The 26494-nt window shown below is 68.2% G+C and carries 29 protein-coding genes; 6 read left to right on the top strand and 23 right to left on the bottom strand.

What is annotated here, in order from left to right:
• Positions 1 to 149 precede the first annotated feature (149 nt).
• From ACIOC0_RS18775 to ACIOC0_RS18755, 5 genes are all read right to left on the bottom strand, one after another.
• Entirely contained in the window at positions 150 to 1394 is a 1245-nt protein-coding gene (locus ACIOC0_RS18775; RefSeq protein ID WP_402156103.1) for an ATP-grasp domain-containing protein, read from the bottom strand.
• 33 nt (positions 1395 to 1427) lie between these two features.
• Entirely contained in the window at positions 1428 to 1757 is a 330-nt protein-coding gene (locus ACIOC0_RS18770; RefSeq protein ID WP_402156102.1) for a hypothetical protein, read from the bottom strand.
• Entirely contained in the window at positions 1757 to 1999 is a 243-nt protein-coding gene (locus tag ACIOC0_RS18765; RefSeq protein ID WP_402156100.1) for a hypothetical protein, read from the bottom strand. The genes ACIOC0_RS18770 and ACIOC0_RS18765 overlap by 1 nt, the downstream gene beginning before the upstream one ends.
• A 105-nt stretch (positions 2000 to 2104) precedes the next feature.
• Positions 2105 to 2455, bottom strand: coding sequence for an SH3 domain-containing protein (locus tag ACIOC0_RS18760; protein WP_402156098.1), 351 nt, complete (start codon positions 2453 to 2455; stop codon positions 2105 to 2107).
• 206 nt (positions 2456 to 2661) lie between these two features.
• Positions 2662 to 3000 carry a hypothetical protein gene (locus ACIOC0_RS18755; protein WP_402156096.1) on the bottom strand — a complete coding sequence of 113 codons (339 nt, stop codon included), beginning with the start codon at positions 2998 to 3000 and terminating at the stop codon, positions 2662 to 2664.
• Here ACIOC0_RS18755 and ACIOC0_RS18750 point away from each other — a divergent pair.
• The gene (locus tag ACIOC0_RS18750) at positions 2999 to 3220 is read left to right on the top strand and encodes a hypothetical protein (RefSeq protein ID WP_402156094.1); all 222 of its coding nucleotides are present in this window, start codon (positions 2999 to 3001) and stop codon (positions 3218 to 3220) included. The two genes, ACIOC0_RS18755 and ACIOC0_RS18750, sit on opposite strands and share 2 nt — an antisense overlap.
• Positions 3221 to 3262: 42 nt before the next feature.
• Here the strand turns inward: ACIOC0_RS18750 and ACIOC0_RS18745 are convergent, their stop codons facing one another.
• From ACIOC0_RS18745 to ACIOC0_RS18695, 11 genes are all read right to left on the bottom strand, one after another.
• Positions 3263 to 3811 (bottom strand): hypothetical protein, encoded by a 549-nt coding sequence (locus ACIOC0_RS18745; RefSeq protein WP_402156092.1) that lies wholly within the window; start codon positions 3809 to 3811, stop codon positions 3263 to 3265.
• Positions 3812 to 3947: 136 nt separating this feature from the next.
• Positions 3948 to 6236 (bottom strand): relaxase MobL, encoded by a 2289-nt coding sequence (gene mobL / locus ACIOC0_RS18740; RefSeq protein WP_402156091.1) that lies wholly within the window; start codon positions 6234 to 6236, stop codon positions 3948 to 3950.
• Positions 6237 to 6331: 95 nt separating this feature from the next.
• Positions 6332 to 7366, bottom strand: a complete 1035-nt coding sequence (locus ACIOC0_RS18735; RefSeq protein ID WP_402156090.1) for a hypothetical protein — start codon at positions 7364 to 7366, stop codon at positions 6332 to 6334.
• On the bottom strand, positions 7366 to 7902 hold the full coding sequence (locus tag ACIOC0_RS18730; RefSeq protein WP_402156088.1) for a hypothetical protein: 537 nt from the start codon (positions 7900 to 7902) through the stop codon (positions 7366 to 7368). The genes ACIOC0_RS18735 and ACIOC0_RS18730 overlap by 1 nt, the downstream gene beginning before the upstream one ends.
• A gap of 10 nt (positions 7903 to 7912) precedes the next feature.
• A complete protein-coding gene (locus ACIOC0_RS18725; RefSeq protein WP_402156087.1) occupies positions 7913 to 8677 on the bottom strand; it encodes a hypothetical protein in 765 nt (254 codons plus the stop codon).
• Positions 8674 to 9423, bottom strand: coding sequence for a hypothetical protein (locus tag ACIOC0_RS18720; protein ID WP_402156086.1), 750 nt, complete (start codon positions 9421 to 9423; stop codon positions 8674 to 8676). The genes ACIOC0_RS18725 and ACIOC0_RS18720 overlap by 4 nt, the downstream gene beginning before the upstream one ends.
• 113 nt (positions 9424 to 9536) lie before the next feature.
• Positions 9537 to 10238 (bottom strand): hypothetical protein, encoded by a 702-nt coding sequence (locus ACIOC0_RS18715; RefSeq protein ID WP_402156085.1) that lies wholly within the window; start codon positions 10236 to 10238, stop codon positions 9537 to 9539.
• Positions 10235 to 11218: a hypothetical protein gene (locus tag ACIOC0_RS18710; RefSeq protein ID WP_402156083.1), complete on the bottom strand. Its 984-nt coding sequence runs from the start codon at positions 11216 to 11218 to the stop codon at positions 10235 to 10237. The genes ACIOC0_RS18715 and ACIOC0_RS18710 overlap by 4 nt, the downstream gene beginning before the upstream one ends.
• Before the next feature lie 197 nt (positions 11219 to 11415).
• Positions 11416 to 13626, bottom strand: a complete 2211-nt coding sequence (locus tag ACIOC0_RS18705) for a phage tail tip lysozyme (protein ID WP_402156082.1) — start codon at positions 13624 to 13626, stop codon at positions 11416 to 11418.
• 58 nt (positions 13627 to 13684) lie between these two features.
• Positions 13685 to 14989 carry a hypothetical protein gene (locus ACIOC0_RS18700; protein ID WP_402156080.1) on the bottom strand — a complete coding sequence of 435 codons (1305 nt, stop codon included), beginning with the start codon at positions 14987 to 14989 and terminating at the stop codon, positions 13685 to 13687.
• Positions 14990 to 15126: 137 nt separating this feature from the next.
• The gene (locus ACIOC0_RS18695; RefSeq protein ID WP_402156078.1) at positions 15127 to 15519 is read right to left on the bottom strand and encodes a hypothetical protein; all 393 of its coding nucleotides are present in this window, start codon (positions 15517 to 15519) and stop codon (positions 15127 to 15129) included.
• A gap of 426 nt (positions 15520 to 15945) precedes the next feature.
• On the opposite strand from ACIOC0_RS18695, the gene ACIOC0_RS18690 reads away from it, so the two are divergent.
• A complete protein-coding gene (locus ACIOC0_RS18690) occupies positions 15946 to 16455 on the top strand; it encodes a helix-turn-helix domain-containing protein (RefSeq protein ID WP_402156076.1) in 510 nt (169 codons plus the stop codon).
• 302 nt (positions 16456 to 16757) lie between these two features.
• On the opposite strand, the gene ACIOC0_RS18685 is transcribed toward ACIOC0_RS18690, so the two are convergent.
• Complete coding sequence (locus ACIOC0_RS18685) at positions 16758 to 17060, bottom strand: hypothetical protein (RefSeq protein ID WP_402156075.1); 303 nt, start codon at positions 17058 to 17060, stop codon at positions 16758 to 16760.
• Between the two features lie 189 nt (positions 17061 to 17249).
• On the opposite strand from ACIOC0_RS18685, the gene ACIOC0_RS18680 reads away from it, so the two are divergent.
• Positions 17250 to 17897 (top strand): hypothetical protein, encoded by a 648-nt coding sequence (locus tag ACIOC0_RS18680; RefSeq protein ID WP_402156074.1) that lies wholly within the window; start codon positions 17250 to 17252, stop codon positions 17895 to 17897.
• Positions 17898 to 17904: 7 nt separating this feature from the next.
• Here ACIOC0_RS18680 and ACIOC0_RS18675 read toward each other — a convergent pair whose 3' ends face one another.
• Complete coding sequence (locus ACIOC0_RS18675; protein WP_402156073.1) at positions 17905 to 18459, bottom strand: hypothetical protein; 555 nt, start codon at positions 18457 to 18459, stop codon at positions 17905 to 17907.
• Positions 18460 to 18530: 71 nt separating this feature from the next.
• Positions 18531 to 18740: a hypothetical protein gene (locus ACIOC0_RS18670; RefSeq protein ID WP_402156071.1), complete on the bottom strand. Its 210-nt coding sequence runs from the start codon at positions 18738 to 18740 to the stop codon at positions 18531 to 18533.
• A 252-nt stretch (positions 18741 to 18992) separates the two neighbouring features.
• Between ACIOC0_RS18670 and ACIOC0_RS18665 the strand changes: the two genes are divergently transcribed.
• Complete coding sequence (locus ACIOC0_RS18665; protein WP_402156069.1) at positions 18993 to 19211, top strand: hypothetical protein; 219 nt, start codon at positions 18993 to 18995, stop codon at positions 19209 to 19211.
• Between the two features lie 260 nt (positions 19212 to 19471).
• Positions 19472 to 20800 (top strand): hypothetical protein, encoded by a 1329-nt coding sequence (locus tag ACIOC0_RS18660; protein ID WP_402156068.1) that lies wholly within the window; start codon positions 19472 to 19474, stop codon positions 20798 to 20800.
• Positions 20801 to 20944: 144 nt separating this feature from the next.
• Here ACIOC0_RS18660 and ACIOC0_RS18655 read toward each other — a convergent pair whose 3' ends face one another.
• The gene (locus ACIOC0_RS18655) at positions 20945 to 21973 is read right to left on the bottom strand and encodes a hypothetical protein (protein ID WP_402156066.1); all 1029 of its coding nucleotides are present in this window, start codon (positions 21971 to 21973) and stop codon (positions 20945 to 20947) included.
• A gap of 124 nt (positions 21974 to 22097) precedes the next feature.
• Here ACIOC0_RS18655 and ACIOC0_RS18650 point away from each other — a divergent pair, with 124 nt between their 5' ends.
• A complete protein-coding gene (locus ACIOC0_RS18650) occupies positions 22098 to 22259 on the top strand; it encodes a hypothetical protein (protein ID WP_402156065.1) in 162 nt (53 codons plus the stop codon).
• A gap of 98 nt (positions 22260 to 22357) precedes the next feature.
• On the opposite strand, the gene ACIOC0_RS18645 is transcribed toward ACIOC0_RS18650, so the two are convergent.
• From ACIOC0_RS18645 to fxlM, 3 genes are all read right to left on the bottom strand, one after another.
• Positions 22358 to 23287, bottom strand: coding sequence for a carbon-nitrogen hydrolase family protein (locus ACIOC0_RS18645; RefSeq protein WP_402156064.1), 930 nt, complete (start codon positions 23285 to 23287; stop codon positions 22358 to 22360).
• Positions 23288 to 23351: 64 nt separating this feature from the next.
• The gene (locus ACIOC0_RS18640; protein WP_030381908.1) at positions 23352 to 24110 is read right to left on the bottom strand and encodes a PIG-L deacetylase family protein; all 759 of its coding nucleotides are present in this window, start codon (positions 24108 to 24110) and stop codon (positions 23352 to 23354) included.
• Positions 24111 to 24150: 40 nt separating this feature from the next.
• Positions 24151 to 26463 (bottom strand): methyltransferase, FxLD system, encoded by a 2313-nt coding sequence (gene fxlM, locus ACIOC0_RS18635; protein ID WP_402156063.1) that lies wholly within the window; start codon positions 26461 to 26463, stop codon positions 24151 to 24153.
• Between the last annotated feature and the right edge of the window lie 31 nt (positions 26464 to 26494).

The following is a 26494-nucleotide window of genomic DNA, read 5'->3' as shown; positions in this document are numbered from 1 at the left end:
GAAGGGACGCCGTCGGCCTGCGATCACTGCTACCTGGTCCGTGCAGTAGTGGTCGGCTGCACGTTCGGCGGAGCCGCGAGGGTCTTCGCCGCCAGGAGTTCGGCGGGCGGATGCCGACCGCGGCGCAGTGGTGCGGGAGGTGAAGCGGCTCACGCGGCGCTGTTCATCGTGTGGCGGACCTCGACTTCCGCGCGGCCGAGGACGCTGTCGAGGTGGCGGCGTACGTCGGCTGCGGTGTCGCCGGTGATGATCGCGAAGCCGGCACGGATGTTGTTCGGCTCCGTGGACGACGGTGTGAGGGTGACGTGATCGCCCACGGCGCACAGCCATTGAAGTTCTTGCAGGTGATGGGCGTCGAACGGGTGGGGACGCAGGGCCAGTCCGGTCACGGTGCCGTCGGCGGGTGGGTAGATCATGCCGATCGCGGCACTGCGCGTGCGGGTGGGCGTGAGGTCCGGGCTTCGCCCGACGGCAAGGTCGGCGGCAGCTGCAGCAAGGTCCACACCCGTTGCGTGGTGCACGAGTTGACCGATGCGGTCGCCGCCGAGGCGCGCGTTGACCTCGATGAGCCGGGGGCCGGAGGCCGTGAGCTTCATCTCGACGTGGGAGACCCCGTGGGTGATGCCCACGGCGCGCAAGGCGGCCGCGGCGATGGGAGCGACGTCGGCGAGCAATGGGTCACCGGCGACGACGAGGTGGGTCTGCTCCATGAAGAAGGGCTCGAAGCCGACCGTCTTGCGGGTGACGGCGACGGCGGTGGTGACGCCGCCGTCGGTGACGGTCTCGACGCTCACCTCCGGGCCGTCGAGGAACTCCTCCAGGAGGATGCTCTGGCCTTCGGGGCCCTGGTGGGCGGCGCCGGCGGAGGCGATGTCCCAGAGGGCAGGCAGGTCGGTGATGCTGTCAACGCGGACGACGCCGATGCTGCCGGCGTGTGCGGCGGGCTTGAGGACGACGGGGTATCCGCCGATGCGCTCGGCGGCCGAGGCGGCCGCGTCGAAACTGTGCACCCAGGTGGAGGCCGCGGAGGGGACGTCGGAGGCGGCGAACAGCTGCCGGCTGGTGGCCTTGTCGCGGGCGGCGGCGACGGCGGTGGGTGTGTTGCCGGGCAGTTGGAGACGTTCGGCGACCCGCGCCGTCGTCACGAGCAGGTACTCGTTGAAGGTCAGGACGCCGGCGATGGTCCAGTGTCGGGCCAGCGCCTCGGCGGCCGCGATCACGCGGGCCGGGTCGTTCAGGTCGGTCGTCTCGAAGTCGACGACAAAGGGCAGCTGCCAGGTGGGCGCCTGGTCGTCGATGAGAAGGACGGAATGCTCGGCGGCGGCGGACTCCAGCATGTACCGGCGCATCAGCTCGGGTGCCGAGCCGATGACGAGCAGCATCGGGTGGGACATGGAACAACTCCTGGGGACGGACACAGTGTTGGGTCAGGCCGCATCCCGGGCCGCGAGGGCCGCGGGAGAGGGGTGGGGGGCCGCCGCCTGCTCGGCTGGGGTGTGCGGCGCGGTGTATGAGGCGCGGTGGCGCCACAGGCCGCGGAAGGCCAGTGCCATCGCGAGTCCCTGAGCTGCGGAGCAGGTCAGCAGCAGGGCGGGGAGCCGGTCGGCGGGCAGTGCGGCGACGAGGGCGCCGGCGACGGGCATCGGGATGACGATCAGGACGATGGTGACGCTCAGCGTGCCGCCGAAGACGGCAGCAGGGATCAGCCGGGCGCGCAGGGTACGCAAGACGACGGTGAGCGCGCCTTCACCGGCCATCAGCACGGCGATGTCACCGCGTAGCTGCTCAGTCCAGGAGCGAGCGCGGTGGCGAAGCAGGCCACGCAGGCCGTGGCGGCCGCGGCGGCGCCGACCGGCCACAGGCCGTGGTGGTCGACAAGGCGACGCCGGTCAGGGCAGTGGAGCCGGTGGTCGTCAGCACCAGGAGTGGCCAGCGCATCGGCCGCGCGCATGAGCGTCGGACGGCGCCTGACGGCTCCGGGGTGCGGGAACAACGGCATGAGAGATCACCTGAGCTGAGAGCTGGAGTGGAAGCGCGGCGCGAACGGGCGGGCCGGGCGGGTGCCCCGGGCCGAGCAGCCCGGGGCACCCCGATCAGAGGTGGATCAGCTCAGGCACATGCGGACGTCGCGGTAGACGTACCTGCTGGAGACCCAGCCCTTCTTGCCGGTGGTCCGGTCGGTGATGTACAGCCAGCCCTTGGTCTTCTTGTGCACCGTGAACTTGTGGCTCTTGTAGAGGACGCCGACGGCCGTCGACTTGGCGGAGGCCTTGGAGCGGATGGTCACCGCGCTGGCGTGCACCTTGTACGGCAGCGGCGGCGCGTTGTGGCAGCTCCACGAGGTCGAGGCCGGGACGGCGTTGGTCGGTGCCGCAGTGGCCGCCGGGGCGGACAGCAGCGGCAGGGCGACGGCGGCCGCGGTGGCCGCGAGCACGGCTATACGACGCGCATACATGTACAAACCTCCATAAAAGGGGTGAGATTGGATAGGGGTGTGCCTCGGCGAGAGGTCGGTGGGCAGGCGCTGGCGCGGTGTCGTGTCACCGGCGTCGCCGTGGCCTGGAAGGCGGGCCTGACCGTGGTCAGGTCAAGGCGCTTCTGCCCGGTCGCTCCGGGAGGGAGCGGTCTAGGAGCGCGTCGCGTCGGCGTCGCGCGGTGGTGCTAGAACCAGCTGGCGGCGACCCAGCCCTTCGTGCCGTACGAGCTGGAGGAGAGACTCTCCCCGTAGTACCAGCGGTTGCCGTACTTGTTGACGGCGGAGCACTCCACCCAGAACTCGCCGGCGGAGTCGAGGTGGCCCTTGGGCTTGTAGGCCACGCCGGGGCCGGTGCGGATGTTCGGCCACTCCAGGTTGGGGCCCCACACGGAGTGGTTGCGGTCGTTGCGGGTGCACGCGCTGGACCCGACCGCGGACGCGGGCGAGGCCACGGCGGCAACGCCGCCGAACAGGAGAGCAGTGGCAGCCGTCGTCATGACGGCATTGCGGATGGCGGATCGCATGAGAAGAACCCTTCGGTTGGAGGTGTTCGTCGAGGTGCGGGGGCCGCTGGAGACGCGGCCCCCGCACAGCGCGGCGGACGCGCTGGGGATCTGTGGATCAGCCGTGCGAAGCCGGCTGATCGCCCTGACGGGAGAGGTGCCGCGAGTACGTCGAGGCACCCACGCCAACGAGGCCGACAGCGAGCATTCCGCTTGCGACGACGGCGAGTTCGCCCAGTGACATCCAGGGGCCTTTCGAATCAGGCTTGACTCGGTCTCGGTCTCAGCCGACCGCCGGCTCGTCGACCTCGACCTCGGCTGCCCGCTCCTGCTTGGCCTCGGGAACCGGGGCCTGAGCCTGCGACTCCTTGGCCGCCGCCCGTGCCTCGCGGGCGGCGCGCATGGACGCGAACTGGTTGTCCAGCGTCTTGCTGTCGACCTTGAACTCGGAGGCCTCGACGGACTTGGTGTTGACCACCAGGCCAGTGCCGCGCGTCGCGGGCATCACGTTGCCCTTGAAGCCGTAGATGGTGCCGACCTCGTTGCCGTCCTTGTTCAGGATCGGCTCGGTGTTCGGACCCGCGGCCTTGACGATCTCCTCCATCTGACCGGTGGAGTACGGAGCGCCGTTGTTGTAGCGGACCTTGCCGTCCTCGCCCTGAACCCGATCGGACTTCAGATGCAGGTTCGTCTGCTCCGGACCGCGCGGATCTCGAGCGTCGATCTGGACGTCGGCGTACTGGGACTTGCCGTCCTTGGTGACGCCGTTCTTGTAGACCTTCGCGATGAGGTTGACTCCGGTCATCGCGCCCTTGCCCTTGAGGAGTGCCATGATCTCTTCCTTCCGCTTATTCCGACTGCTCTCTGACAAGTCGGCCGCGATCAGTCACATCGTCCGGACAAGGCATTGAGTCCCTACCGAACACTCTTCACACTAATACTGTTATAGAGCATTCGACAAGGCGCGACTAGTCTTTCCCCTCGCGTTGCAAGTTGGTCAAGATGGAAGGTGACTGCGAGTCGAATGCCATCCGGGCATCCGCTGTGGTCACAGCCTGATCGACCTGGGCCTGGACCCGCACGACGAGGCCGGCGTCGAGCGACGAAGCCTTGGACCGCCGCAGCCGCTCAGCCTGCTCGCGCTCGGCGCGCAGCTCCGCGATCCGGGAACGCAACATGAGCGTGCCGGAGTCCTCGTCCGTCTGCTGAGGCGTCAGCTCGCGGGAGACCCGTGTCATCGCCGCGACATCGTCCACCGGCAGATCGGCAATTGCCTCGGCCTGGCCGGACTGGTCCAAGTAGTCCATCGCCGCCAGCAGCAGCCGCCGGCGATCCCTGGTCGTCTCGACGAAGGTCTGGCGCGCGTGCGGCCCGATCTCGACGTCGGTGACGAAGTCGTATCCCAGGTGGTGCAGGTCCAGGGCCTTGACCTCGTCGAAGTCATACGCGGCACCGGCGACGATCTTGAAGTCCGTGCTGACCGCGTCGGTCTCCGTACTCGACTGGTTCTCGGCGCTCGACCCCACGCGCAGCACCAGGCCGGAGGACGCGAGATCGGCCCGCAGGCCGTCCAGCTTCTGGTCATAGGACTGCTTCATCGTCCGGATGCGCGCGTCCAGCACCGCCCGGCCGCGCTTGCCCTCGGTCAGGAGCCGGCCGCCGGGCTGATCGTAGATCGTCCGGCCCAGGTTCTCGGCTTCCTCGGGGTCCTTCATTCGCTGCAGGGAGGCATCCGCGCGCAGCGCCATGAGCGAGAGCAGCCGCTGGCCGTAGGTCGCCACGTCCTGCTGCTGCTCGTACCACTGGCCGGCGTCCCCGAGGAAGGGCAGGAAGTGCCGGTACTTGCTCATCAGCCGCCGGTGGTAGTTCTCCTCGAAGCGGTAGAAGTCGTAGAGCGGGCGCGAGTCCTCGGCGGCGACGTCGGCCTTCTCGGCCTGTTCCCACTGGTGCGCGAGGTCGCGGTAGACCCCGGCCTTCTCCCGGTGATGCTGCAGGCGTGAGGCGTAGCTGCGCAATCGGAAGCCGAAGGAGACCAAGTCGGCCTCAACATTCTCGTCTTCGCCCTGCCGGTCCGCGGCGAGCACCGCCATCTGCTGGTAGTCCATCCTCATGACCTCGAGCATCGGCGTGCGCACCCGCAGCTCCGACTCCGGCATGGCCCGCAGCATCTGGTAGATGCCGTTGACGGCTCGCTCCATGATCTGCGTACGTCCCTGCTCGACCAGCTTCTGCCATTCCCCCGTGCTCAGAGACTCCTTCGCGCGGCGCTCGTTGGCGTAGTCGACGATGCGTTCCATGGCCTCCGGCATCGGGGATCCGGCACGGTCGAGTTGCTCCTTCACGAGCTCGGTCACCAGTTGGTTCGCCTTGCGCATGCGGGCGTCGTTCGAGCCGGCGCGCCACAACGTTCGGTCTGCCGGCAGGCAGGCGAGCAGGAACTGCGGCAGGGACTCGGCGCGGATCCGCTCGTGCGCCCACCGCTTGATGAAAGTGGTGACATTGCGCCGCTCGTAGCCGACGGCGCTGGCGAGATGAGCCACCGCCTGCTTCTCGTCGAGCCAGGCGTCAACACCGCGGCGGAGCCTGGACTTGTGCCGGTCCAGGAGCTTGCCGCGCTGAGTACCGTTCTTAGTCACCTGGCCCCGGCCGCCGTCGACCATGGCCAGGTGGCAGTGCACGTGCTCGGTGTCGACCTGGATGACCCCGACGTAGCGCAGGTCGTCGAAGCCGCTGGCGCCCGAGCTCATCCGCTCCAGGCCGTGCATGATCGCCATGCGCAGCTTCATCTGGTCGATGTGGCCGCGGTAGTCGCCGCGGGCTTCGCAGTGGAAGTCCTCGTCGACGATCTTGTGCTTCCGCAGGTACTCCTCGTCGAAGGACAGCACCGTCTTGAGCACAGTCTTGCCGTTCTCGAAGTGCCGCTGGATGTCCTTACCGGCCGCGCGTAGCTGCTCATCGGAGAGCGAGACCGAGCCGTAGCCGAAGGCCACGCCGCCGTCACCCTGGGCCTGGCGCATCTCATGCTTCGCCGCGCCCCGCGAGATACCGGCGCGCTCGACGGCCGACTCCCGCGCCATGTAGCGCATGATGAAGTCGTCGGTGCGCAAGCGCCGGATCGGAGCCAGCGACTCGGTCGCCTGCTCGCGGGCCATGTACCGGGTGACGTAGTCACCCGGCGTCGCACCGCGCGATCCCTTGCCGCCGGGCAGCGGCACACTGAACTCGTTGACCACGATGATGTCCTGCTTCAAGCCCATCGTCGCTCTCCTTCCTGTCTCGTGTACCGATGCACTTCGGCCCCGGCTGCTGCTCGCCAGCAACCGGGGCCGCGCTCGTCATGCCTGATCCGTCCTCAAGACCCCAGGCTCTGCTCGCCGTCCTCGCCGAAGTCCAGATCGGCCGCACGCTGGGACACCTGGCGCTTGCGCTCGTCCAGACTCGGAGCGGGCTTGACCTCACGTCGCCGGGACTCCTGCTCCAGGTTGAGATCCAGGTCCAGATCGTGCTGCGCCTCACGGGCCGGGACCGGGGGAGCGAGCGGCTCCTCCTGCTCCTTGGCCGTCTGCAACGCTGCCGCCACGCGCTCCCGGTAGAGGTTCTCCGTGGTGCCCTCAGTGCTCGCGCGCTCGGTCTGGTAATGCTCCCGTTCGGCGGCGATCTCCGCCTCGATCTGCTGCAGGCGAGCACTCATGCCGCCAGCGACCGGCGCTGCCTCAGGCACGGGCGCTCCGACGACCTCCTTGACCTTGGTGTCCAGGCCCAGCTCGTCCTCGGTGAACAGCGAGTTGATCGCGTCCGAACGTGCCTTCAGCCCGCGCGCATCGACCACAGCCTCAGCCCGCGGGACGCCGTCCTTGGAGTGGTCGGCGAAGTAGCCGGCGAGGTCGTAGCCGCTGGACTCGAGATCGATCTCCAGACCCCCGATGTCGTGGATCTGAGTGAAAACCACGGGCGCATCACCTTCGGTCTGCGCCCCCGACGGAGCGAGCACAAGCATGTCCGCCGTGGCCGGCAGCTCCCACTCGATCCCGGTGACCTGCTCGGGCACGGCGAAGCCGCTCGTGAAGTAGCCCTTGCTGGCGAGCACGACCAGCTGCTGGTCATCGAACTCGTAGAAGGCGTCTACCTTCTCGCCCTGGCCGGGGGAGTAGGTCACCTGGGAGATGCCGAACGGCAGGGCCCTGGCCGGGGTGACCGAGCGCAGCTCGCCCGTCATGTGCAGATACGGGCGGTAGTTCTCCTCCTTGCCCCGGTGCTTGAGGTCGAGCGATTCGACCATGACGCCGAGCTCGGCGGTCACCCCCTCCAGTCGGTACGTCTCCACTCCTCGTTCACGCAGGACACGGTGGGCCCATACGTCGTTCATCGTCAGTCCTGCGGTGCGCATCACTTGCTCCTCGTGCCCTTGGTCTTGTTCTGGTTGGTGGTCCTGGTCCTGGTCCTGGTCGTGGACTTCGGTGTGACGTCGGCCCCGGCCGCCTCGCCCCGGGCGTCCCGGATCTTCGCGATCATCCGCGTTGCCCAGCGCCACATGCCGCGCATCACGACGATCTCGCCCGCGGCGAGCAGTGCGACCAGAAAGAGGAGCGGCATCAGCCACATGGCGATGGTTCCGTCCGCACTGAGCGCACCCCGGGATGCGCCCGACTGCTGGTGCAGCCATGCGCCCAGCAGCGGGATGATGACCATGGCCGTGATGAACGCCAGCAGGCAGTCGGCGAGAAGGACGATGGCCCGGAAGAACCCCGCCCACACCACGACGGAGAACCTGCCGGTCTCCTTCCTCGGGGCCAGGCGCCGCCATCCGGTGCGCAGCTTCGATTCCTTCTGTTCCTTCACGGGCTTCGCCGTGGTCTTCTTCGCCGTCGCGGCCGTGCTCGTCGGGGCGGTCGTCTCGGTCTTCTCCAGGGTCTGGGGCGACATGTTCGTGTCCTTACGTCTCGTCGGGGTCTTCTGGGGTGCGTGCTGAAGCGGCGGGCGCTTCGCTCACCCGGTCGGCTTGGGGGGAGGGCTGTTCCCCGCTGGCGGCAGCGAGGGCGTCGCGGGTCTTGCTGGAGGCCCGATAGGCGTCCAGCGACGTCACCGTGCCGTCCTGAGAGGTGGAGTAGGTGAAGACCACGAACTCGCTCTTGGCAGCGCTGTTCTGATCCGGTCCGACGCGGACCGGATCGAGCCGGACCACCCCCGTGTAGGAGTAGTTCAGGCCCTGCACCCGGCTCACATCGATGTCCAGATCAGCGAGCGTGTACGTCGTCCCCGCGCCCTTCGTGGCTCCGGTCGCCGTCATCCACTCCGGCACGAACTCGGTGAGCACCCGGGACTTGTGGTCGAGGAAGCCGTAGCGCGCGTCGAGCAGTACCTGCTGCTCCGCGACGGTCCGGGTCGACGCCGAGCTGTCGGTGAGGCTGAGCAGGAGGGACCGGCCCGTCGCCCTGTCACGGTTCACCTGCTCGATGTCCATGCCCGGCAGCTGCGCCAGCAGCGCCGTGTGCTGTGTTGCGAGTTTGGCCTGGGCGTCGCCGAGGTTGCCTTCGAGCTTCTGAACAACCGCATCGGCCTGGGTGCCCGACGCGGCCGGGCCGTCGCTGAGCAGGCTGGCTCCGAGCGTGACCACCGAGAGCGCGAGCAGCGCCCCGGTACCGCCGAGCAGGATCTTCCCGGCGTGCCGGCGCAACTTGTCGCTGACCTCCTCCTTCATGGTGCCTTCACCTCCTGCTTCAAGGCCGCGCCGGTGGCCGTCGTGCCGGTCTGGATGTTCACGAACGCCTTGCGGACCAGGTCGTAGTCGGCGCGGGCCCAGGCCAGCACCGCCGGCTTCTCACCCGCACCGGTCCTGGTCTCCATCGCCAGCCAGGTCACCGTGATGGAGCTGTCGTCGTTGACCAGGTAGGGCACCTGGGCGACCCACTCAAAGCCGGAGCTGAAGCTCATCGGGATCCCGACGCCGGCCGCCACGTCCTTGTCACTGGCGAGCAGGTACCACGGTCCCAGGTCCGCCCGGTGCACCGAGGGGGCGAAGTAGGGGATGAGGTTGCGCAGCGTCGACTGAGACGTCGCCGTGTCGAGCGTGCCGCCGTCTGCTGCCACGCTGGGCGTCAGGTAGCGGTAGTCGTTCTGCAGCTTCGCGACCTGACCAGCCGCCGTCAGGGCCGCGGTCAGACCACGCTCGGCGTCGTCGGCCTTCGGCAGCGCCGCCGTCTTCGCCTCGGTGATCCTGATCTGCTCCTGCAGAGAGGAGATCTCCGGCGCAGCCGTATAGCTCACCGCGCTCTGACCGCCGAAGAACCCCGCGGAGAGGACGAAGCACAGCAGTGCGCCCACACCCATGCTCACGCCGGCCACGAGGGTGCGCTTGCGCAGGCCGCCCGCGGGCTCCGTCTGCTCAGGAGTGTCCGCGCCGTCCTGCGAGGACGCGGACGTCGCGACGAAGCGCGTCTTGCGCACTGCGCTCCCACCCGACTCATCGGTCTGTGTCGATGCCATTGGTCCTCAACTCGCCGCTTCACTCGAATATCAGTGCAACTCTATCAATGGGGCGAGTCGAAAGGGAGTCTTGGTTATCCGGAATAGCGAGTCTCGCCACTCGCTGGGACGCCGGAGAGATTCGAGACCTTGCCCTGGGCGTCGACCGTGACGAAGAGCAGCGCGCGCCGGTGCGCCGTGACACTGGCTTTACTCGACTTGTTCTGGGTCACTGCGTCGGAGGTGACCTCGACGTCGGCCAGGATGGCGTAGGTGTAGACGCCCGCCTTGACGTCAACGACCTCGATGTCCGGATCCGCGCCGAGGGCCGAGTTCAGGCCGACCGTGTCGATGTAGTAGTAACGCCGCCCCTGAGAGTCCTCGTTGAACCTCGACGGAGGCATGAATGACTTCAGGAACGTCTCGTTCTCGGTGAGGCCGAACCGGCTCTTCAGGCTCTCGCGCGCCGCCTCGTAGCTTTGTCCCGAGTCCCACGTGAAGGCCATCGAGAGCAGCGACCTGATGCGCTCACCGTCGGTGCTCAGCCGGTTCTGGCTGACGCCCAGGGCCGCCATAACGTCCGCGTTCACCTGCTCGGCGTTCTTCTTCTGGATGCCTGCCAGATGTCCCTCGACACCGTTGATCTGGGCTTCCTGCTCAGCCAGGGCCGCGTGCTGGCTGCTCCAGGTCACACCGGCAGCCGTCGCGACGACCGTGAGGACCGCTGCCGTCACCAGGACCGAGAGGTTGCGCCGGAAGAATCCCCGCCGCGTGGGTGCTGCCGTCTGCTCCGTCATCGCTTCCCGCCCTTCTTCTGTGTGCCCGTGCCGCTGAGTTCAGGGGCTCCGGACCCGGCCGGCATCTTGATCGCGGGGTTCTCGTACTGAGCCCCGGCAGCGGTCACCACGAGCGCCAAGTGGTCGAAGGCCCCCGTCGTGCCGTTGCGCACGTAGCGCGCGCTCGCCCAGGCGAGCACCTCGCCGCTCTTCGTGTCCCGGCACAGCCAGACGACCTTTGCCTCGTTCGTCGCGCCCGAGCCGTCCTTCACGCTCAGATCGGGCATCACCGTCTCGACCTTCCACGCGTACGTGCTCGGGGCAGCTGCGTTCTGGCCGGCATAGCGGATGTACCAGGCGTGGCGCGGATCGATCTCGGTAGTCGCATCGAACGGCGTCAGCGACGAGGTGCCGTACGCCTCCTTGTCACTGACCAGGAAGGAGTCCCTGCTGAACAGCGGCGCCATGTCCCGGCGGTGCTTGATGATCTCCAGCGTGGCCTGGTTCGGAGCTCCGTTGTTCCGGCTGGGCTGGACGCTGGCCTGGTGGTACAACGTGGCGAAGGTCTGCTCCCCGGTCGCCACCTTCTTCGCGTCGGCGGCTGCCGCCTCGGTGAGCTTGGACAACTGCGCGTCGGCGTCCGCCTTCACGGGCGTGGACCGGGCATCGTTCAGCTGCCCCTTGAGCTGGACGATCTGGGCCTCGTTGTCCGCCATGCTCGCCTTGAAGCTCTCGCCGGCCACGCCCGTGGCGACGACCAGGGCAAGGATCCCGACCCCCATCACTGAGGTCACGCCGCGTCGGATCAGGCGCGCGTTGTCCTCCGGGCTGCGTGTCTGGACCCGTTCGCGCTGGCGCGTCGTCCAGCTCGCGAAGCGCTCTTCGAGCTCAGCTCCGGTGACCTTCTTGCGTGTCTTCGGTGCCGCGGGCTTCTCCTCGGGCATCGACCCGGTCTTCTGCTCGGGGCCCGTACTCTCGGAGTCGTCATGGGCTGTCGTCACGGAACGAACTCCTCACTCCACGTTGCTCTCATAAACGACTCAAGTCTATCTATAAAGGCATTCGAGACCGACTCTAGATCCATTCGGTAAGTGCTCCGAAAAGCGAAGTCGGCACGCAGGGCCTGTACCGGACATGAAGAAGCCGGTGCCCGGATCGCCCGGCACCGGCCTCTCGCTCCCAGATCAGATACAGCGCATCAGACCGTCTTGATCTTGCCGGAGGGGAGCATCGAATCCGACATGTCCACGAACTTCCAGCCCTCGGCCGCCATCCGCGCCGCGCTGTCGACGCGGACCCGGCCCATGTAAGCGCAGTAGCCGGCCTCGCCGAGGATGACCTTGTCGCCCTGGATGCCGAGCACCACGAGAGTGTGGCCGGCGGGGGTGCTGCCCGGGGCGGAGCCCACCGAGTAGGCCGTCGGAGTCGAGGACATCTGCTTCCCGGTCACCCTCGCGATCGTGTACGCCGTCTCCTTGCCGTCCCCGGCCGGGTAGGTCTGGAACGTCGTGTACTTGTTCACGAAGTAGGTCGAGAACGATGTGCAGTTCTGCGCGTGATTGCTCCCGCACGAGCCAGGACCACCTTGGTCGCCGTAGCGGTCGTCGAGGAACTTGTCACCCTCCTTGTTGAAGAGGTCGACGAGGGCCTGAGCCTCCTCCTGGGTCATCCCGCCGTCCTTCAATGAGACAGAAGTACCGCCCTTGGTACTGCAGTTGCCCAGGATCGTGTTGATCCCGTTGCCGATGTTCTCGATGATCCCGCCGACGATGCTCTTGACGACGCCCACGATCGAGCTGTCGACCGACCAGCCGCTCATCTTGCCGAACCACATCTCGGCGTTGTCGCCTCGTGCGGTGAGCCCGGCCGCGCCGTCAGCGGAGCGCTCCCAGTTCTCGTGGAAGTGCAGCGCCGCCGCACGCGGCGAGCCCTGCGACGTCTTGAGCATGTCCTTGAAGACCGTGACGTCGCCCGGGTTGTCACCATCGACCATGAAGGCCAGCTGGGCCTTGATCGTGAACCAGTCGACGCCCTTGCTCTTCGCGTACTGGCGCAGCAGCGTGTTGCGGCCGAACGTCCACTGCCCGAGACCGATGCCGTTGTCCGTGTTCTGTGCGGCGCTGGCCTTCTCGGCGGTCATGGCATACGCCCCCGTGGGGAAGTTCTGCACGCTCGTCGGGTCGATCCCGGACTCCTGCGACCAGTTGCCGAGAATGCCCGCGATGTTCTCCTTCGGCATCCCCCAGCTGCTGAGTACCGAGTAGATCTCCTTGGCGTTCTTCTCCACGTCCGCCGGGACGGTGGCCCCGGAACCGTTGCCGACGCTACCCGCGTTGACGACGCACGCCGTCCCGTTCGCGTTGATGCGGCCCTCGGTCAGCGCCGTCGAGTTGAGGACGCCGGTGAGGACCGTGCCCAGCAGGGCCACGGTGGCGGTCACCGCGACCGCACCCGACATGGCTGCCGCTACAGGGGCCATCGTCGCCGTGACGGTGACGCCCAGGACCGCGCCCGCCCCCTTGGCTATAAAGCTGCCGATCGCCATGAACGGCGCAGCGATCGCATGACCAACCGCCTTGACGATGGTGACGATCAGCGTCCACAGCAGCTTCCCGGCGTTGACGGCCATCGCCATGGCCGCAAAGAACATGGACTTCAGCCAGTTCAGAAGGGCCATGGCCATGACCACCCCCATGGCCGGCGGAGCAGCAGCCGCGCCACCGCCGACGGCGACGCCCTTGGCCGCCTTCGAGCCCAGGCCCTCGTCGTCCTTCGACGCACCGCGCTCGTAGCCCGTGCCGCCGGCACCCAGCTCGCGCTGGTTGGCCGGCTTGGCGTCCGGGCTGCCGCCGGTGACCTTGGACACGCCCTTGACCGCGTCCTGGGCCCCCTCGACGCCGACGTTCTTCGCTGCGCCAACGGCGGCTCCCGGAAGCCCGCCAGCCTGTGCGCCGGCCACGGCACCGGAGACGGCAGCTCCCGCGTAGCGCCCGGCGTTACGGCGGGTCGCGCTGCTGCCATCTCCCTCGATGGCCTTCTGTGCCGCGCCTCCGGCCATGTTTCCGGCGACGCCGTTCATGCCCTGCTTGATCTTCGACCCGGCATGCGCGGCACCGGCCGCCTTGCCTGCGGTCTCTGCGGTGTCTGCCGCGTCCGGCATCTTCGGCGCGGCCTCCGGCATCTTCGGCGCAGTGTTCGCCGCGCCAGAAGGACCAGAAGAAGCAGCTCCCGGCCCCGGGAGCTGCTTGGGCACGCTGGCCTTGCCCTCGGGAGGTTTCTCGATGCCCTCCTCGGGGCCGAGGCTCTTGGTCCCGCGACCCTGCCGGGGCACCCCCTGACTCACCGACGTGCTCGGCTGGTCCCTCGTCGTCCCCTTCCTGGGACTCCGATTCGGCTTGTCGGTGGCCATGTTGATTTCCTTTCCGGCTCATTGCCAGGTAGCGGGATGCGTCACTTCATCGCCGCACTCAATGGAGAGTGGTGAGGAAGTCCTTGTCATCGCGAATGGTGCTGTTGGACTGCACGTCCCGCAGACTCACGTCCAGTCGGAGCAGGTCGAGCGACAGATCAGACTCGTACTGTGACTTGTTCTGGGAGTAGTTCTGATACGCCTGTGAAAGGTTGTTCATGATGTTCATGAGCGGGCGCATCGTCACGTCAGAGGACTGGTAGTCCCTGGTGAGGCTGGTGCCGTCCGAGAGGATCCACTGCATGTCCGAGATCTGCTGGCTCGTCGGATCCGAGCCCTCGTCACGCTTCTTGGTGAAGAACTGGGCGTAGCTCTGACCGGCCGGCACCAGGGCGTCGAGGTAGCCGTCGTAGACGTTGCCTGCACGCCAGTTGAGGTCGAAGCCGCCCGGGACGACGCGCTTGGTCTGCAGCGCCAGCGTCGAGACGCCGTCCTTGGCCTCGGCCGCGGAGACGCCCGTGATCTTGTCGGTGGCAATCGAGACCGGAACGGTCGGCGGACGCAGGAACAGGCCGTCGATCTTCGTCGTCTGCAGGTCGGACGTGTACGACTGAATCTGCGTCAGATTCGTGCGCATCTCGACGAGTTTCTGGTCCAGGGCATCCCTGGCCTCGGCCTCCATCTCCTTGAGCGCGACCTCGTAGTAGGCCTGCGCCGGGTCGAAGGTCAGAGCGTCGAGCGCCGCGATCTTCTGGACTCCGGACGCGCCGGGGTTGAAGAAGACCCTCCACTGGTCGTACTTGGAGAAGGTCTCGTCGCCGGCCAGCTTGCCGCTGCTCTGCGCCTGTTCCGCTCCGGGCGTGGTGAGTTCGGCGTTCGCACGGACCGTCAGGTTCAACACCTGGCGGTCGAAGGGCCGGTCGGCGTTCAGGAGGACCCCGACGTAGCCGGTCGAGCCGAAGGCGTAGAAGGAGCCCTTGATCCCGCTGGTACTGACCGGCTCGCTGTTCAGCGAGGTGTCCGACCCGAGCAGGAACGCCCTGTAGTCCGCGGCGTTGTACGAGATCTGAGCGGTCGGACTGAAGTGCATCATCACGAGCGCCTTGTTGCCGCTCTCGTTGGTGTAGACCCCGTCGACGGTGCCGTCGAGATTCGTCTTCGACGTCTTGAAGTCGCTGGTGTACAGCGCCGTCTGCGACAGCGAGTCACGCTCCGCCTGGTACGCCGAGGCCCCCGATGCGCTGATCACGATCGCGCCCGTGACCGCGAAGATGCCGAAGAACACCCCAAAACGCTCGATCGCGTGGTGCGAGTCGAGCTTGAACTTCCTGCTGAAGGCCAGTGCCTTGTCCTTGATCCCCATGTTCTGCTCTCTTTCGTGCCTGCACCGTGCTGCGGCCCGGATATGGCGAACCGGGCCGGAGGAGGCCTTGCACCTCAACCGACCCGGTTCGCTCGACGCCTCTGTCCCTGGTCGTGTGCACGGTCTGTGACGGCCTCTTACTTGGAAAGGCCGCTCAGGAACACGCTGAACTGATCGGCGGTCTGGACGATCACCGTGCCGCCGCCGAGATCTGTGATGGTCTGCTGGCCGCCGGAACCGACTGTCGAGATCAGTGACCACCCGCCGGTGCCCAGGGCTCCGCCGACGAGAATGAGGAGCGCGATCGTGCCCCAGCCCTGCTGCTGACCCGCGGACTGCGGGTTGGCCATCAGCTTCTTGATCAGGAGCACACCGCCCCAGACCAGGCCGACAGCACCGAGCAGCATGAGCAGAAGACCGCCCCAGAGCTGGATCTGGGACTTGGCGTTCTGCAGGAAGCTGGTCAGGTCCCAGGCTGCACTTGGCAGGGAGGCCTGTGTGAGGACGGCTGCCTCGTAGATCTTCGTCACGGTTCTTTCCTCTCGCCTTTCGAATCATTCGGTGGCATGACAGTGAGTTACAAGGCAACAAGCGCAGCCCATCCACCCGGTCGGGCAGTGATAGAAGCCGGAGTGGTCGGTGGGCATGCTGTCGGCTCCCCCCGCTGGCTCGTATACGTGCGCATCAGCAGTGACTAATCTACCCCATTCGAATGGCGGATCGCAGAGGCGCAAGAAAGGTCTATTTGTAAAGAGCCCAAAGGGACTCGGAAACGAGGCGAATCGGCATCGCGACGCGAGATCGCAGGGCCGTGGTGGACGCCTGTGGAATCCGCAGTGCGAGATGTGTAATGTGCCGCTCCAGCACTGCTGTGGCGCCGGCCTGCTCGATTTCGAGGCGGGCCACCCTCACGCACCCCGTCGATCGCGATCTTGACCAGGAAGTGCCAAACCGCTATGAACCCACTGCCCGGGGACCTTTTCGCCCGCCGACTTCGTCAAGAACGCGAACGCCTCGGCATCAGCCAGGCAGAGCTAGCACGCCGTATGGCCGCACTGCTCGGCACGAACGTCGACTCCACCGCCATCACACGCATCGAGCAGCAGACCCGCGCGGTCAGGCTCGACGAGGCGGTCACCGCTGCCGAGGCTCTCGGGGTCCCTCTGATCACACTGGTCAGCGACAACTACGCCCGCGAGAACGAGGCTGAGATCCAGAATCAGCTCGCCGAGCTCGCCCTTGCCGAGCAGGAATGGGAGAGGCTGCGCCAGAAGATCCATCGGATCACCCAGACCATCCAGCAGCTCTCCGCCGAGCGGGAGGCCTTCCGCTCTCACGCGCTGGACGTCAACCCTGAAACCGCCGGCGACTACGAGCTCGATCCTGAGACGCAGGCCGCTCTCGACGCCCGGATGCGTGATGTCCGCAACAAGCCGGCCGGAGAGGTCACGGACCCAGGCGCATGACGCTGTTGCCGGTGGCCGGGTTGAACTCCCGGTCGTAGGCGTTCACCGTCTCGGGCTTCCGTCACCGGCCGGCCCGTATGATCTCCTCGGTGCTCGCGCCGTTCCGCCTTGCCTGGGTGACGTGACCAGCTCGCAGACTGTGGAATCTGTACGCCGACGTGTGACGGGATCTCTGGAGCCCCGACGGGCCGCCGGTCGACGTTGATGGCGGGGTAGCTGATGTTGTCCCGCTCGCTCCCGTCGGCGTACCGGGTGATCACGCCGGTGACGTTGGCGAACCGGCGCGGGCACGAACCGGTGCATCACGTCCACTCGGGATCGGGCCGCTCGCCGGCCGAGCCCAGCAGCTCCCCCATCGCGCGCACGATCTCGATACCCGCGTCGTCGAGGCGCGCCAGGCCCTTGTCGACCTCGAACAGGTCCGGGTCAGCCGTCACGTTCACCGACTCCAGCGCCGCCGCGTGCAACGCCACCACGATGTCCTGCACCGCGGGCAGCACCCGCGCAGGACCGTCGCGCACGAGGTTCTGCAGGTACGCGCCCAGCTCGGGCACCGGATTTTCCGTCGTCATGATCGGAGAAAGACCCGGCTGCTCAGCCGTCACACGAGACCGAGGAACGCTGGGATTCGGCCATATCTCGTGATCACCCAGGCGTGGCCGGGAACGTGCTGGCTACGCTGCCACCAGACTCCTTCCGGGCTCTCCCCCGTAGCCCGCGAGGGACGACAGCAAGACCCCCGCTCTGTCAGGTCAGACGGGGTCTTGCTGGCGATCTGACATCAGGAGGCAGACGTGCCGGTGGACATGGCTACATGCGTGCGCGAGCACACGGAGCGGTACGCGGCCGCGCACGGCGGCCAGCACCCGCTGACGGAGTGCATGCCCTGGGCCGAGGCGATCGTGTCCTGGCTGGAGGCTCTGCCGGGTGACGACAACCCGCACGGGGCGCCTCCGATGTGGCATGGCCCGAACCGATTCGGCCCCAGGGTGATCAGCCCCGACGAACTAACCCTCGTCATCGCCGAGGGGATGCGCCTGGATATGGCCCTACGGGCTCTCCCCATCGGCGACCTGCCCCTCTTCGGTGTACAGGCAGTGGCCCGCGACTGGCTCCGCTGGGACATCGTCCCGGGCACGGCGCAGTGGCCCGCGCCGGACGGCACCCCGTACGTCGAGCAGTGGAAGGCGCTCTTCACCGCGGACGCCGAGCGGACCAAGGAAGCGGCCCTCAGCGCGTACTGGGCGATCGAGGAGCTGGACAAGCATTGGCACGACATCCAGATGTCGACGGCCTGGTTTCACCGGCTGCACACATACAAGATCGTCTACGGGCGGCTCGCGGACGTGGCGCCGCTGCTCGGGCTCACCATGCCAATCCAGGTGCGCGAGCCGGGCGACTACATCAGCGTGCCGGGCCTGCTCGTCGAGCAGGCGGCCTAGCGGCGCATCAGGCAGCGTCGACGAGCGGGGTCAGCTGCACGCCGAGGTGATGCTCCGGCTCGGCGTGCGGGACACCGTCCGCGCCCAGGAACAGGTAGAAGAACTGCGTGGTGAGCGGCTTCGAGGTCGAGGACCCACCCTTGGTGACGCCGGTCAGGGCGCCAGCCGAGTAGACGTGCGGCAGCCACTCGGGGCCCACGATCGCTTCCACCCAGGCCCGCGCCTCTGCCGGGTTTACCGGCTGGCGCGTGCCGAGCTGCTTGTGCTTCGCGGCGACCGACAGCGTCAGCAGACTCCCTTCCCGGCCCGGCTGCTCCAGGAGCGCGGCCTGGTCGCTGATGTCCCCGACGAAGCTGAGGGTGGCATGCCGATCGGTCACCGAGCGCACCGGACCGAAACAGTGCGGCACCGTCAGGCCCCCCGCCCGGTACTGCTCCAGCACGGATGAGGGCAGTGCGGAGGCCAGCTCGCTGTCAGCCGGGTCCGTGGAGAACAGGCCCCGGCGAAAGCGCCGCAGCTCCTCCTCGTGCTTACGCAGAACAGTTCGTATATCGACACGCATGCCGCCCACGCTACAAGCCGCCAATGCTCCTCTGACCTGCACTGACCATGAGAGCTGTCACATGCGGGCTGTCACATGCGGGCGGGCGCGTCCTCGGGGTAGACCACCGTCGCGCCGGCCGTGTCGAACCGGCTCTCCGTGTCGCGGTCCGGGTCCTCGACGTACACCTCGATCTCCTCCGGCGCGTCGGTGAGCGCCTGGAGGACATCGCCGATGGCCACGGGCGGCCCGTCCTGCCGCTCCAGGACGGCCGTGATCGTGAAGGTGACGCGCTTGGGCATGACGGGGCTCCTCAACGTGCGATCGGATGCAACAAGAGGGGTTGGCCAACCCGCCACAGGCAGCGTAGGAACTGTTCTGATCTGCACCAACTGTGGTCAGAAAGTCTTGAGGAGCCTCATCGGGGCCCGCGAGCCTCCTACTCACGCCCATCGGGCAGTGGTTGGAGGTGATGTGTGGGGAGGGCGAGAACCCCGACGAACCCGGCACCGTCACCATCCCCATCACGACGTTCGACTCCCCCGCTATCACCGGTGAACACGTCCCGTACTGCAACGACTGCCCGCCCGGTCGCCGAGGTGCTGAAGGCACGCGATGCGGAGGCCGCGGCGCTGGAGAGGTTGCGCTCCGCGCTGCGCGCCGAGCACACCCCGGGCAACGGGCGCGAGCTGTCCCGGCGGGCGGCTCCGGCGATGTCGCGGCCGCTGGTGCTGCGCGCGATCGGCGAGACAGGCAATCCGCCCGAAGAGTGATTTTCTGACGAACCCCCAGAAATGCGACCCACAAAACCGGGGCATGAGCGGCCGATCTCCACGGTGCCGGGGTGGTGGGATCTCCGGCGCTCTGACAGGCCGCTAGAGGGCCGCACAGCTTTTCGCCCCTCCCCTCTCCTGCCTGGACTCATCTTCATCGAGTTAGGCTGTCCTTACCTCCTATTCCTGGCAGAATACGAGGTAACCCTTGGCGAAGGTGAGGCGTCATCAGGAAACCCGGTGTCAGTAAGGATTTAGGCTTGACAGTTAGCGATGACAATGAAGTCTCGGGGGTGCCCCGCGTCCGCGCGACCCTCACCGCCGAGGCGCCCGAACCGGCCGACGTGTTCGACGCCGAGCTCGTCGACGACGTGGAGACCGCGCGCCTTCCGGACCGCGCTGCAGACGAGCCCGCCGCCCCCCGCTACCGAGTCACCCGGGACACCATCCTGGGGCCGGGGGAACTGCCACCGCGCGTCGAGGAGCACCCGCGGTTCACCGAGGACGACTTCCGGGTCTCCGAGCGCACCCGCGAGCGTTTCCGCCGCGCCGCGGGCGGCCGCTCCCGCAACACCCGGATGAACCGCGACTCCACGCGGAACCGCTTCCAGGCCTGGTGCGAGGCCAACGGGCGGATGGCCCAGCCCTCCACCACCGCAGCGCACATCGCCGAGTACATCGGCACCCTGATGGACACCGGTCAGCCGAACGGTACCCCCTACAGCCCGGACACCCTGCTGGCCTACCTTTCCCGCATCCTCACCTGGTACCCCAAGGGCGAGCGCCCGGACGGCTCGAAGATCCGCGACATCATCGAGGACTACCGCGACCTGGAGTACCCGGCCGGGCTGAGCGACCAGGCCGCCGCGCTCACCCTGGAGCACCTGCTGCCGGTGCTCGACGCCATCGACGAGTCCACCCGCATCGGACGGCGGGACGCGGCCGCGCTCGTCGTCGGCTATCGGCTGCTGCTGCGCGGCATCGAGATCGCCGACCTGCCCAACGCCGACCTACGCCCGGCCCTCACCGGCCCGCGGCCCGGGGTATGGGTCCGGGTCGCCAAGACCAAGACCACCGACGCGAAGACCGCCGCCTGGCGCTTCTACGCCGACCGCGACGACCTGCGCTTCGCCGCCCGCGTCGCCGCCTGGAAAGCCGACCTCGCCGAGCTCGGCGCGGACGCCCCTCACCTGCCCTTCCTGCGCGCCCTGACCAAGAAGGGCAACCTCCAACTCGGCCGCGCCCACGCCACCGTCCGAGGCCTGCGCCTGTCCGGACGCACCATCAACACGATCATCCAGACCCGGGCGGCCTCCGCCGGAAAGGAGATCATTGGCGGGCTGCCGGTGCGGTCGCACTCGCTGCGAGTGGGCGCCAACAACGACCTCAAGCGCGGCGGAGTCTCCAGGGCCCGCCGCAACGAAGAGGGCCGTTGGTCCCCGGACTCCCAGCTCACCGACACCACGTACACCCGCGCGGACGCCCTGGCCAGCGCCCAGCAGGACGACGTGTTCGAGGCCGTGCCGCTGTACGGGCAGTGGCCGACGCCTGAGACACTGTCCCCGGCGCGCCGCGGGCCTGAGAGATGAACTGGTGCTCGACATGGTCAAGGCCCTCGCGGAGTGGGCCTGCGCCGCCTCCGATGCCGAGGCCAAGCCCGCGCAGAAGGAACAGCCCCGCCTCCCTCCAGGTCAGCAGTAGGAAGCCGGGGCCAAGCCCTCAACCAGCGGCTGTCAGGCCGTCGCGTCAACGTCCCCCTGACGGAGGGGGAGGGCAGGGACGGCGCCGTCAGCGTGCTTGAGAGCCATGCGCGCGGCCACCAGTGCGTCACCCTTGATGCCATGGCGGTCGCAGGTCTCCCACCAGTCGTGCGCGTTCACGGCGGCCGTCGCCTTCCGCAGGGCCTCGAACAGCCCGTCGTACTCCGCGGCCTCATTGTTCGTCCAGCCGGGCGACGCAGGCCGGCCGCGGTGCTCCCTGCCCCGCTCCGACTCCGCGGGCCACCCCTTGTGCGGTTCGCGGGACCACGGGAGGGTCTTCTGATGGACGTGAAGCGCGGCGTACAGCTCGGCTGCCTCACACTGCTTAGCGAGGAGGTCGCCGGGGAACGCGTGCGGATCGAACGGGGCATCGGGGGCAGGGGTGGTCATGTCGTGAATGTTAGTTCGAGGTGCCGACAACACCCGGCGCCGATGCGACGTCGGCGGTGCGGCTCCGGGCTCATCTGCGCGTCCATGAGCTGTCAGTTGTCCGGCCGCCCTTTCAGCCACGCTCCGGGCGTTGCCGAGGTCGGCGGTGGTTTGGGCCGTGCCCGAGGTGTTGATCAGCAAGTAGGTGCGGGCCTCGTCGGCCAGGCTGGTACATGTCCTGTCCTCGGACACCTGGAAGGAGGCCAGGTTCAGGTCGAACTTGAGGCGGACAGGTTGGGCGAGCCCGGTGAAGCGCACGTATGGGCCGTCTGGGGTCTCCTCCGTTGTTTCGACAAATTCGGGTCCGAACCAGCTGGCGGGGACGGCGAAATCGCCGTCGAATCGGGCCATGGTGGTGGTGATGCGTTGCTGCCCGTCCGCGCACCCCCACATTGCGACGTCCACTTCGTCGTACAGGGGGCGGCGGCCGCCATCGGTCCGCCACAGACCGTTGGCCCGGTCCACCAGGAGAAGAAGGCGTCCGTCTTCAGCAAGCAGCAGGCCGTCCACCGCACCATCGCGGGTCGCGCGGACTCGCCCGAAGACGCCATGGCCCTCGTCATGGAGGAGCATGGCCGGCTCGACGACCGGCGCGGCGTATCAGCCCTGAAGAGGAAGCCGCGATCTTCGCCCGGGCTGAGGAGTTCAACGCCCGCATCGCCAAGATCCTCGAGCAGTACGGTCTAGGCTCGTAGGCATGGGAATCGACTGGGAGAACATGCTCGGCACAAGCGGCAACGGCCTCAACGATGCCTACGACAGCGCGGTCTCCGCGGTCATCTACAGCGAGGCCCCGGGGGACGACCGTCGGCCACTCCCAGTCGGCGAAGAGCACGACGACACAGACGGCTTGCGCTGACCTGAGCGCACACATGAAAACGCCCCGATGAGCCGAGGCGTTTTCATTAAGGGGTGCTACCAGAGGGTGGGGCCGACGAATCTGGCAGTAAGGCGGTCTCAGAACGCTGTGCGGACATCGCTGCGGGGGTCTCCCACGGGGGTCCGCTCGTCGTAGAGTCCGGCTCGGGCAGAGCGCCGCCACGGGCGGGCGCAGCGAACGGCCATGTTGATGTCTTCGTCCTGCGAGTCGAGGTCGATGTCCGCGACTGCCAGGGCGGGATGTCCGTTCGCGGGGCAGCGCGCCAGCCACCGGCCGCCGGGTGCCACGATCCCGGACGGCACCGTTGCGCTGAACTGGGCCGGGATGGAGTAGCCGAGCCAGTAGTTGTAGAGCGTTCCGTACGCCTGGGCGACACGGGCCCGGGGCGCGTCGTCGACCATCACCGACAGCAGGACGCAGTCGACGTCCAGGCGTTCGTACTCGGTGAACACCTCCGGGAAGTTGGCTTCGATGCACAGCGCGAAGCCGAGCCGAATGCCGTCCACCTCGGTGACGAGCGGCTGGTGTCCTGGGGAGTACAAGTAGGACACCTCGGTGTGTGACAGGAACCTCTTGTCGTACCGTGCGACCAACTGGCCGCGGTCGGAGACGACGTAGAGGCTGTTGTGCGGTCGGTTCGGCGGTGTGAGCGGGTGGATCGATCCGAACACCGTCCACAGGCCAAGCCTTCCCGCCAGGACGGTGATCGACTCCGCTTCCTCGCGCAGGACATCCCATGCGGCACGGCTCCAATCAGCCGGCACCAGCTTGCCCGCCGGGCCCGCCGCCATCACGTGCTTGCTCGGATAGGTGACTGCCCCCTCGGGGAACTGCACCAACCGCGCACCAGCCTCGGCGGCCTCAACCATCAGGGCCCGGATCTCCTGCCCGGCCGCCCGCAGTGCTCCTCGATCAGTGGGGTCTTCCGGCACCGTGCTCTGTGCGACTGCCAGCCGCAATGTCCTGGCCACACTGGGGCGTTCGTCGGGTGCAGAAGTCGTCGTCATCTCTCTCCGATCGGTGAGTGCTTGCTCGTGGGCGGTGAAGGGTGGTCGGCACGGGGCTGCGATGTCAGATGGATAGCGCGGCGGAGTCGCCCTTTGTGGGGCCGGGGGTGAGGCGAGTGAAGTACTCGGTTTGGATGATCTGGGTGCGGTCGGCTTCGGGAAGGCGGGCGAGGATGCCGGGCAGTGGCCGCTCGCGTGCGACCTCACCGCGGTGCGCGAGGATCGCGCGCCACTTCTGCTCCAGCCAGGGGGAGACGTCGACGGTGGTGGTGGCGTAGGCGTCCGGCACCGCGAGCGCGGCTTTGCCGACGGACTCCAGCAGCGGCCCGAGTTCGCCGACACCGGACTCGGGGTGCGTGGCGCAGTACACGGCGCGCGGTTGCCAGGGCTTGCCGGCCGCGGGGTGAAGGTGCGGGAGCCCCGCGTCCTGAGCGGCGAGGAGAGCGGCCTGGTGGGTGCGGCGGTGGTCCGGGTGACCGGTCAGCTGGCCCAGGGCGTCGTGCGTGACCACGATGTCGGGGCGGAACGAGCGGATCTGCTGGACCAGGGCGGCGACCACCTCGTCGAGTGGCGCGTCGACGAGCCGGGGACGGCCGGGGGCCGCCCTTTCGTTGCGGGCATCGCCGTATCCGAGCATGCGAGGGGCGCCCGCGCCGAGCGCCCGCAAGGCGTCGGCGAGTTCGGAAGCCCGCGGACTGTCGGGCGCCCACGTCATGGTGACGACGGCGGTGCGCGCGTGCGCGGCGGCGTGCTGGGCGAGGACACCGCCGGCGAGGAGGCTCTCGTCGTCGGGATGGGCGAACACGCCGAGCAGGGACGGCATCGTGGAGGACGCCGCCTTCTCGGGGATCAACTCGTCGTAGTCAGGCACGCTGTCCCCCTGCGGCCGAGAGGCTCAGTGCGCCGGCGGGGGTCCGGCCCGGCCACTGGAGGACAAGCCGTGCGCTGGGCTTGTCGAGCACATCGCCGGGCGGCAGCTGGTCGTCGGGCGTTGCGGCCGGGTGGACGGTCATCGGCGGATAGCCGCTCTCGCGCACCTCGCGGTCCCAGACGCGCACGCACTCGGCGAAGCGCTCCGCCACCTCTTCCGCTGCTGGGCCGTAGGCGTGGATGAAGAACTCCGTCATGCGGTCGGCCGGCTCCGGGGCATCCCTGACCTTCCGGTAGGTCAAGTAGGCGAGCGAGCCGTCCGCCAGGATCGCGGCCGCGTCCTGCTGCTCCACGAACGTGGACCCCTTCGGCGCGGACAGACGGCAGAACCCCGGCAGGGTCGTCGCGGCATAGACCTGCAACGTCTCGAAGTTGAAGATCCCCCGGACGACCAGGCCCGTGGAGCGCTCGTGCCGGGGACCGCGCAGAGCCTCGTCGAGACCGGCGGTGTCGCCGGGCGTCCCGTCCTCCCACCGCACCGTGACCTTGCCGTCGGCCAGCCGCACGGCGGGGGCGGTCCGGGCGGCCGCACCGCGGTCCCGCACGAAACCGCAGTACGTCCAGTGCTCGCAGTGCAGCACGTCGCCGCGCCGGACCAGGGTGAGGGAGCGGGTGTAGCCGCCCATCTCCAGCGGCACGACCAACCGGGCCCCCTCGGCAAGCTGCTCTCGCCATGCTGGTGCGATGTCGGACGCGTTGTGCGTGATCACGATCCCGTCGAACCCGTTGGCCGGGACGTGGCTCGGCGCGCCAAGCCGGCCGTCGCCGAGGACGGCGGTGACCCGACCGCTGCCCGCCTCCGCGCACAGTCGCTGCGTCCGGTGCACCACGTACGGGTCGACGTCCACGGTCACCACGCGCCCGCGTTCCCCGAGGACGTGGGCCAGGAGTTCCGCGTTGTATCCGCCGGAGCCGACCTCCAGCACGGTCATCCCCGGCACCAGCCGGAGTTGCTCGATCATGTCGGCCTGCAGCCAGGCCGCGGAGACGGAGCTGAGCGCGGTCTGGGGTGACTCGCGGACCGTCACTACGGCGAGGTCGTCGTGGTAGGCCGTCTCCAGCCGGGTCTCCGGGACGAACCGGTGCCGAGGCACCTCACGCAACGCGGCCTGGACCCGCGGCGAGGGCGCCCAGCCCTTGCTGATCACGATGTCCGCCATCCGCTCGCGCAACCGGACCGCCTCCACCGGCTCCCCGGGCACCGGAGGGACGGCGGCGGAGCACGCGTAGGAATGGACCGACGGGAGCCCCGGCAGCACCCCGGGCCACACCGCGGTCAGAGCGTGCGCACTGGGCGCGAAGATCTTCCCGAGGGTCACCAAGGTGTTCAGGTCGTGGAACTCCCAGCGCACGAAGCGGTGTGGCTCGGGCAGAGAGAGTTCACCGTCCCAGCGGGAGATGCGGACCACGGCGGTGACGCGGCGTACATCCAGGCGGTCGTCGTGCAGCACGGTGATGACGTGAGCGTCCTCCACGCGCGCCGTCAGCCCGGTCTCCTCGTTCACCTCCCGCACCGCGGCCGCTGGTGCGGCCTCGTCTGTCTCGATGCGGCCGCCCGGTAGCTCCCACATGCCTCGGGTGGAGCGGCCCAGCAGGACCCGGCCGAACGTATCGGTGACCACCACTGCGGCACCGAAGACGGCCTGCGGCTCGGGCCGCAGCTTCTCCTCCGCGCTGAATCCGGCCGGTCCGCGCAGGACCAGCACCGCCAGGCCCTCCGCGTCGAACTGCTCGACGTCCTCGAACCCGTCGGTGAGCGCGGCGAGTTCGTTCTCGTCCAGCGCGATGTGGCGCCGCTCTTCCGGCGTGTTCTCCACGATCGGCGTGATGATGACCAGCACCCCACCCTCGCGCAGCCGGGCGGCCAGACGGCGAAGGACACGGGCGCGATCGCGGACGAACGCGATGCACAGACGCAGCACGATCAGGTCGTAGCCGTCCTCGGCAAGAGCGGCCAGGTCGTCGCGCTCGACATCCAGGCTCAGCCAGCGCACCCCCTCCACCCCGGCGTGCTCCGCGCGGGCCCGCTCGAGCGCGCCCTCGGCGAAGTCCGCTCCGTCGACGGTGTAGCCGAGCGAGGTGAGGTAGACGGACATCTCGCCGGTTCCGCACCCTACGTCGAGCGCGCGGCCGCCCTCGGCTGCCGGGGCATGCTCGACGAGCAGGCGCTTCTCCTCGTCGCCGAGCCGCCGGAAGCCTCGCCCGCCGTTGTAGTGCTCGGACCAGTCAGTCCGGGTGTATCCCACAGGTCGCTCCTCGTTCGTGAAAGGCGGGGGT

The sequence above is a fragment of the Streptomyces sp. NPDC088254 genome (assembly GCF_044740925.1).
GTDB lineage: Bacteria > Actinomycetota > Actinomycetes > Streptomycetales > Streptomycetaceae > Streptomyces.
This window is presented reverse-complemented; position numbering and strand designations above follow the sequence as displayed.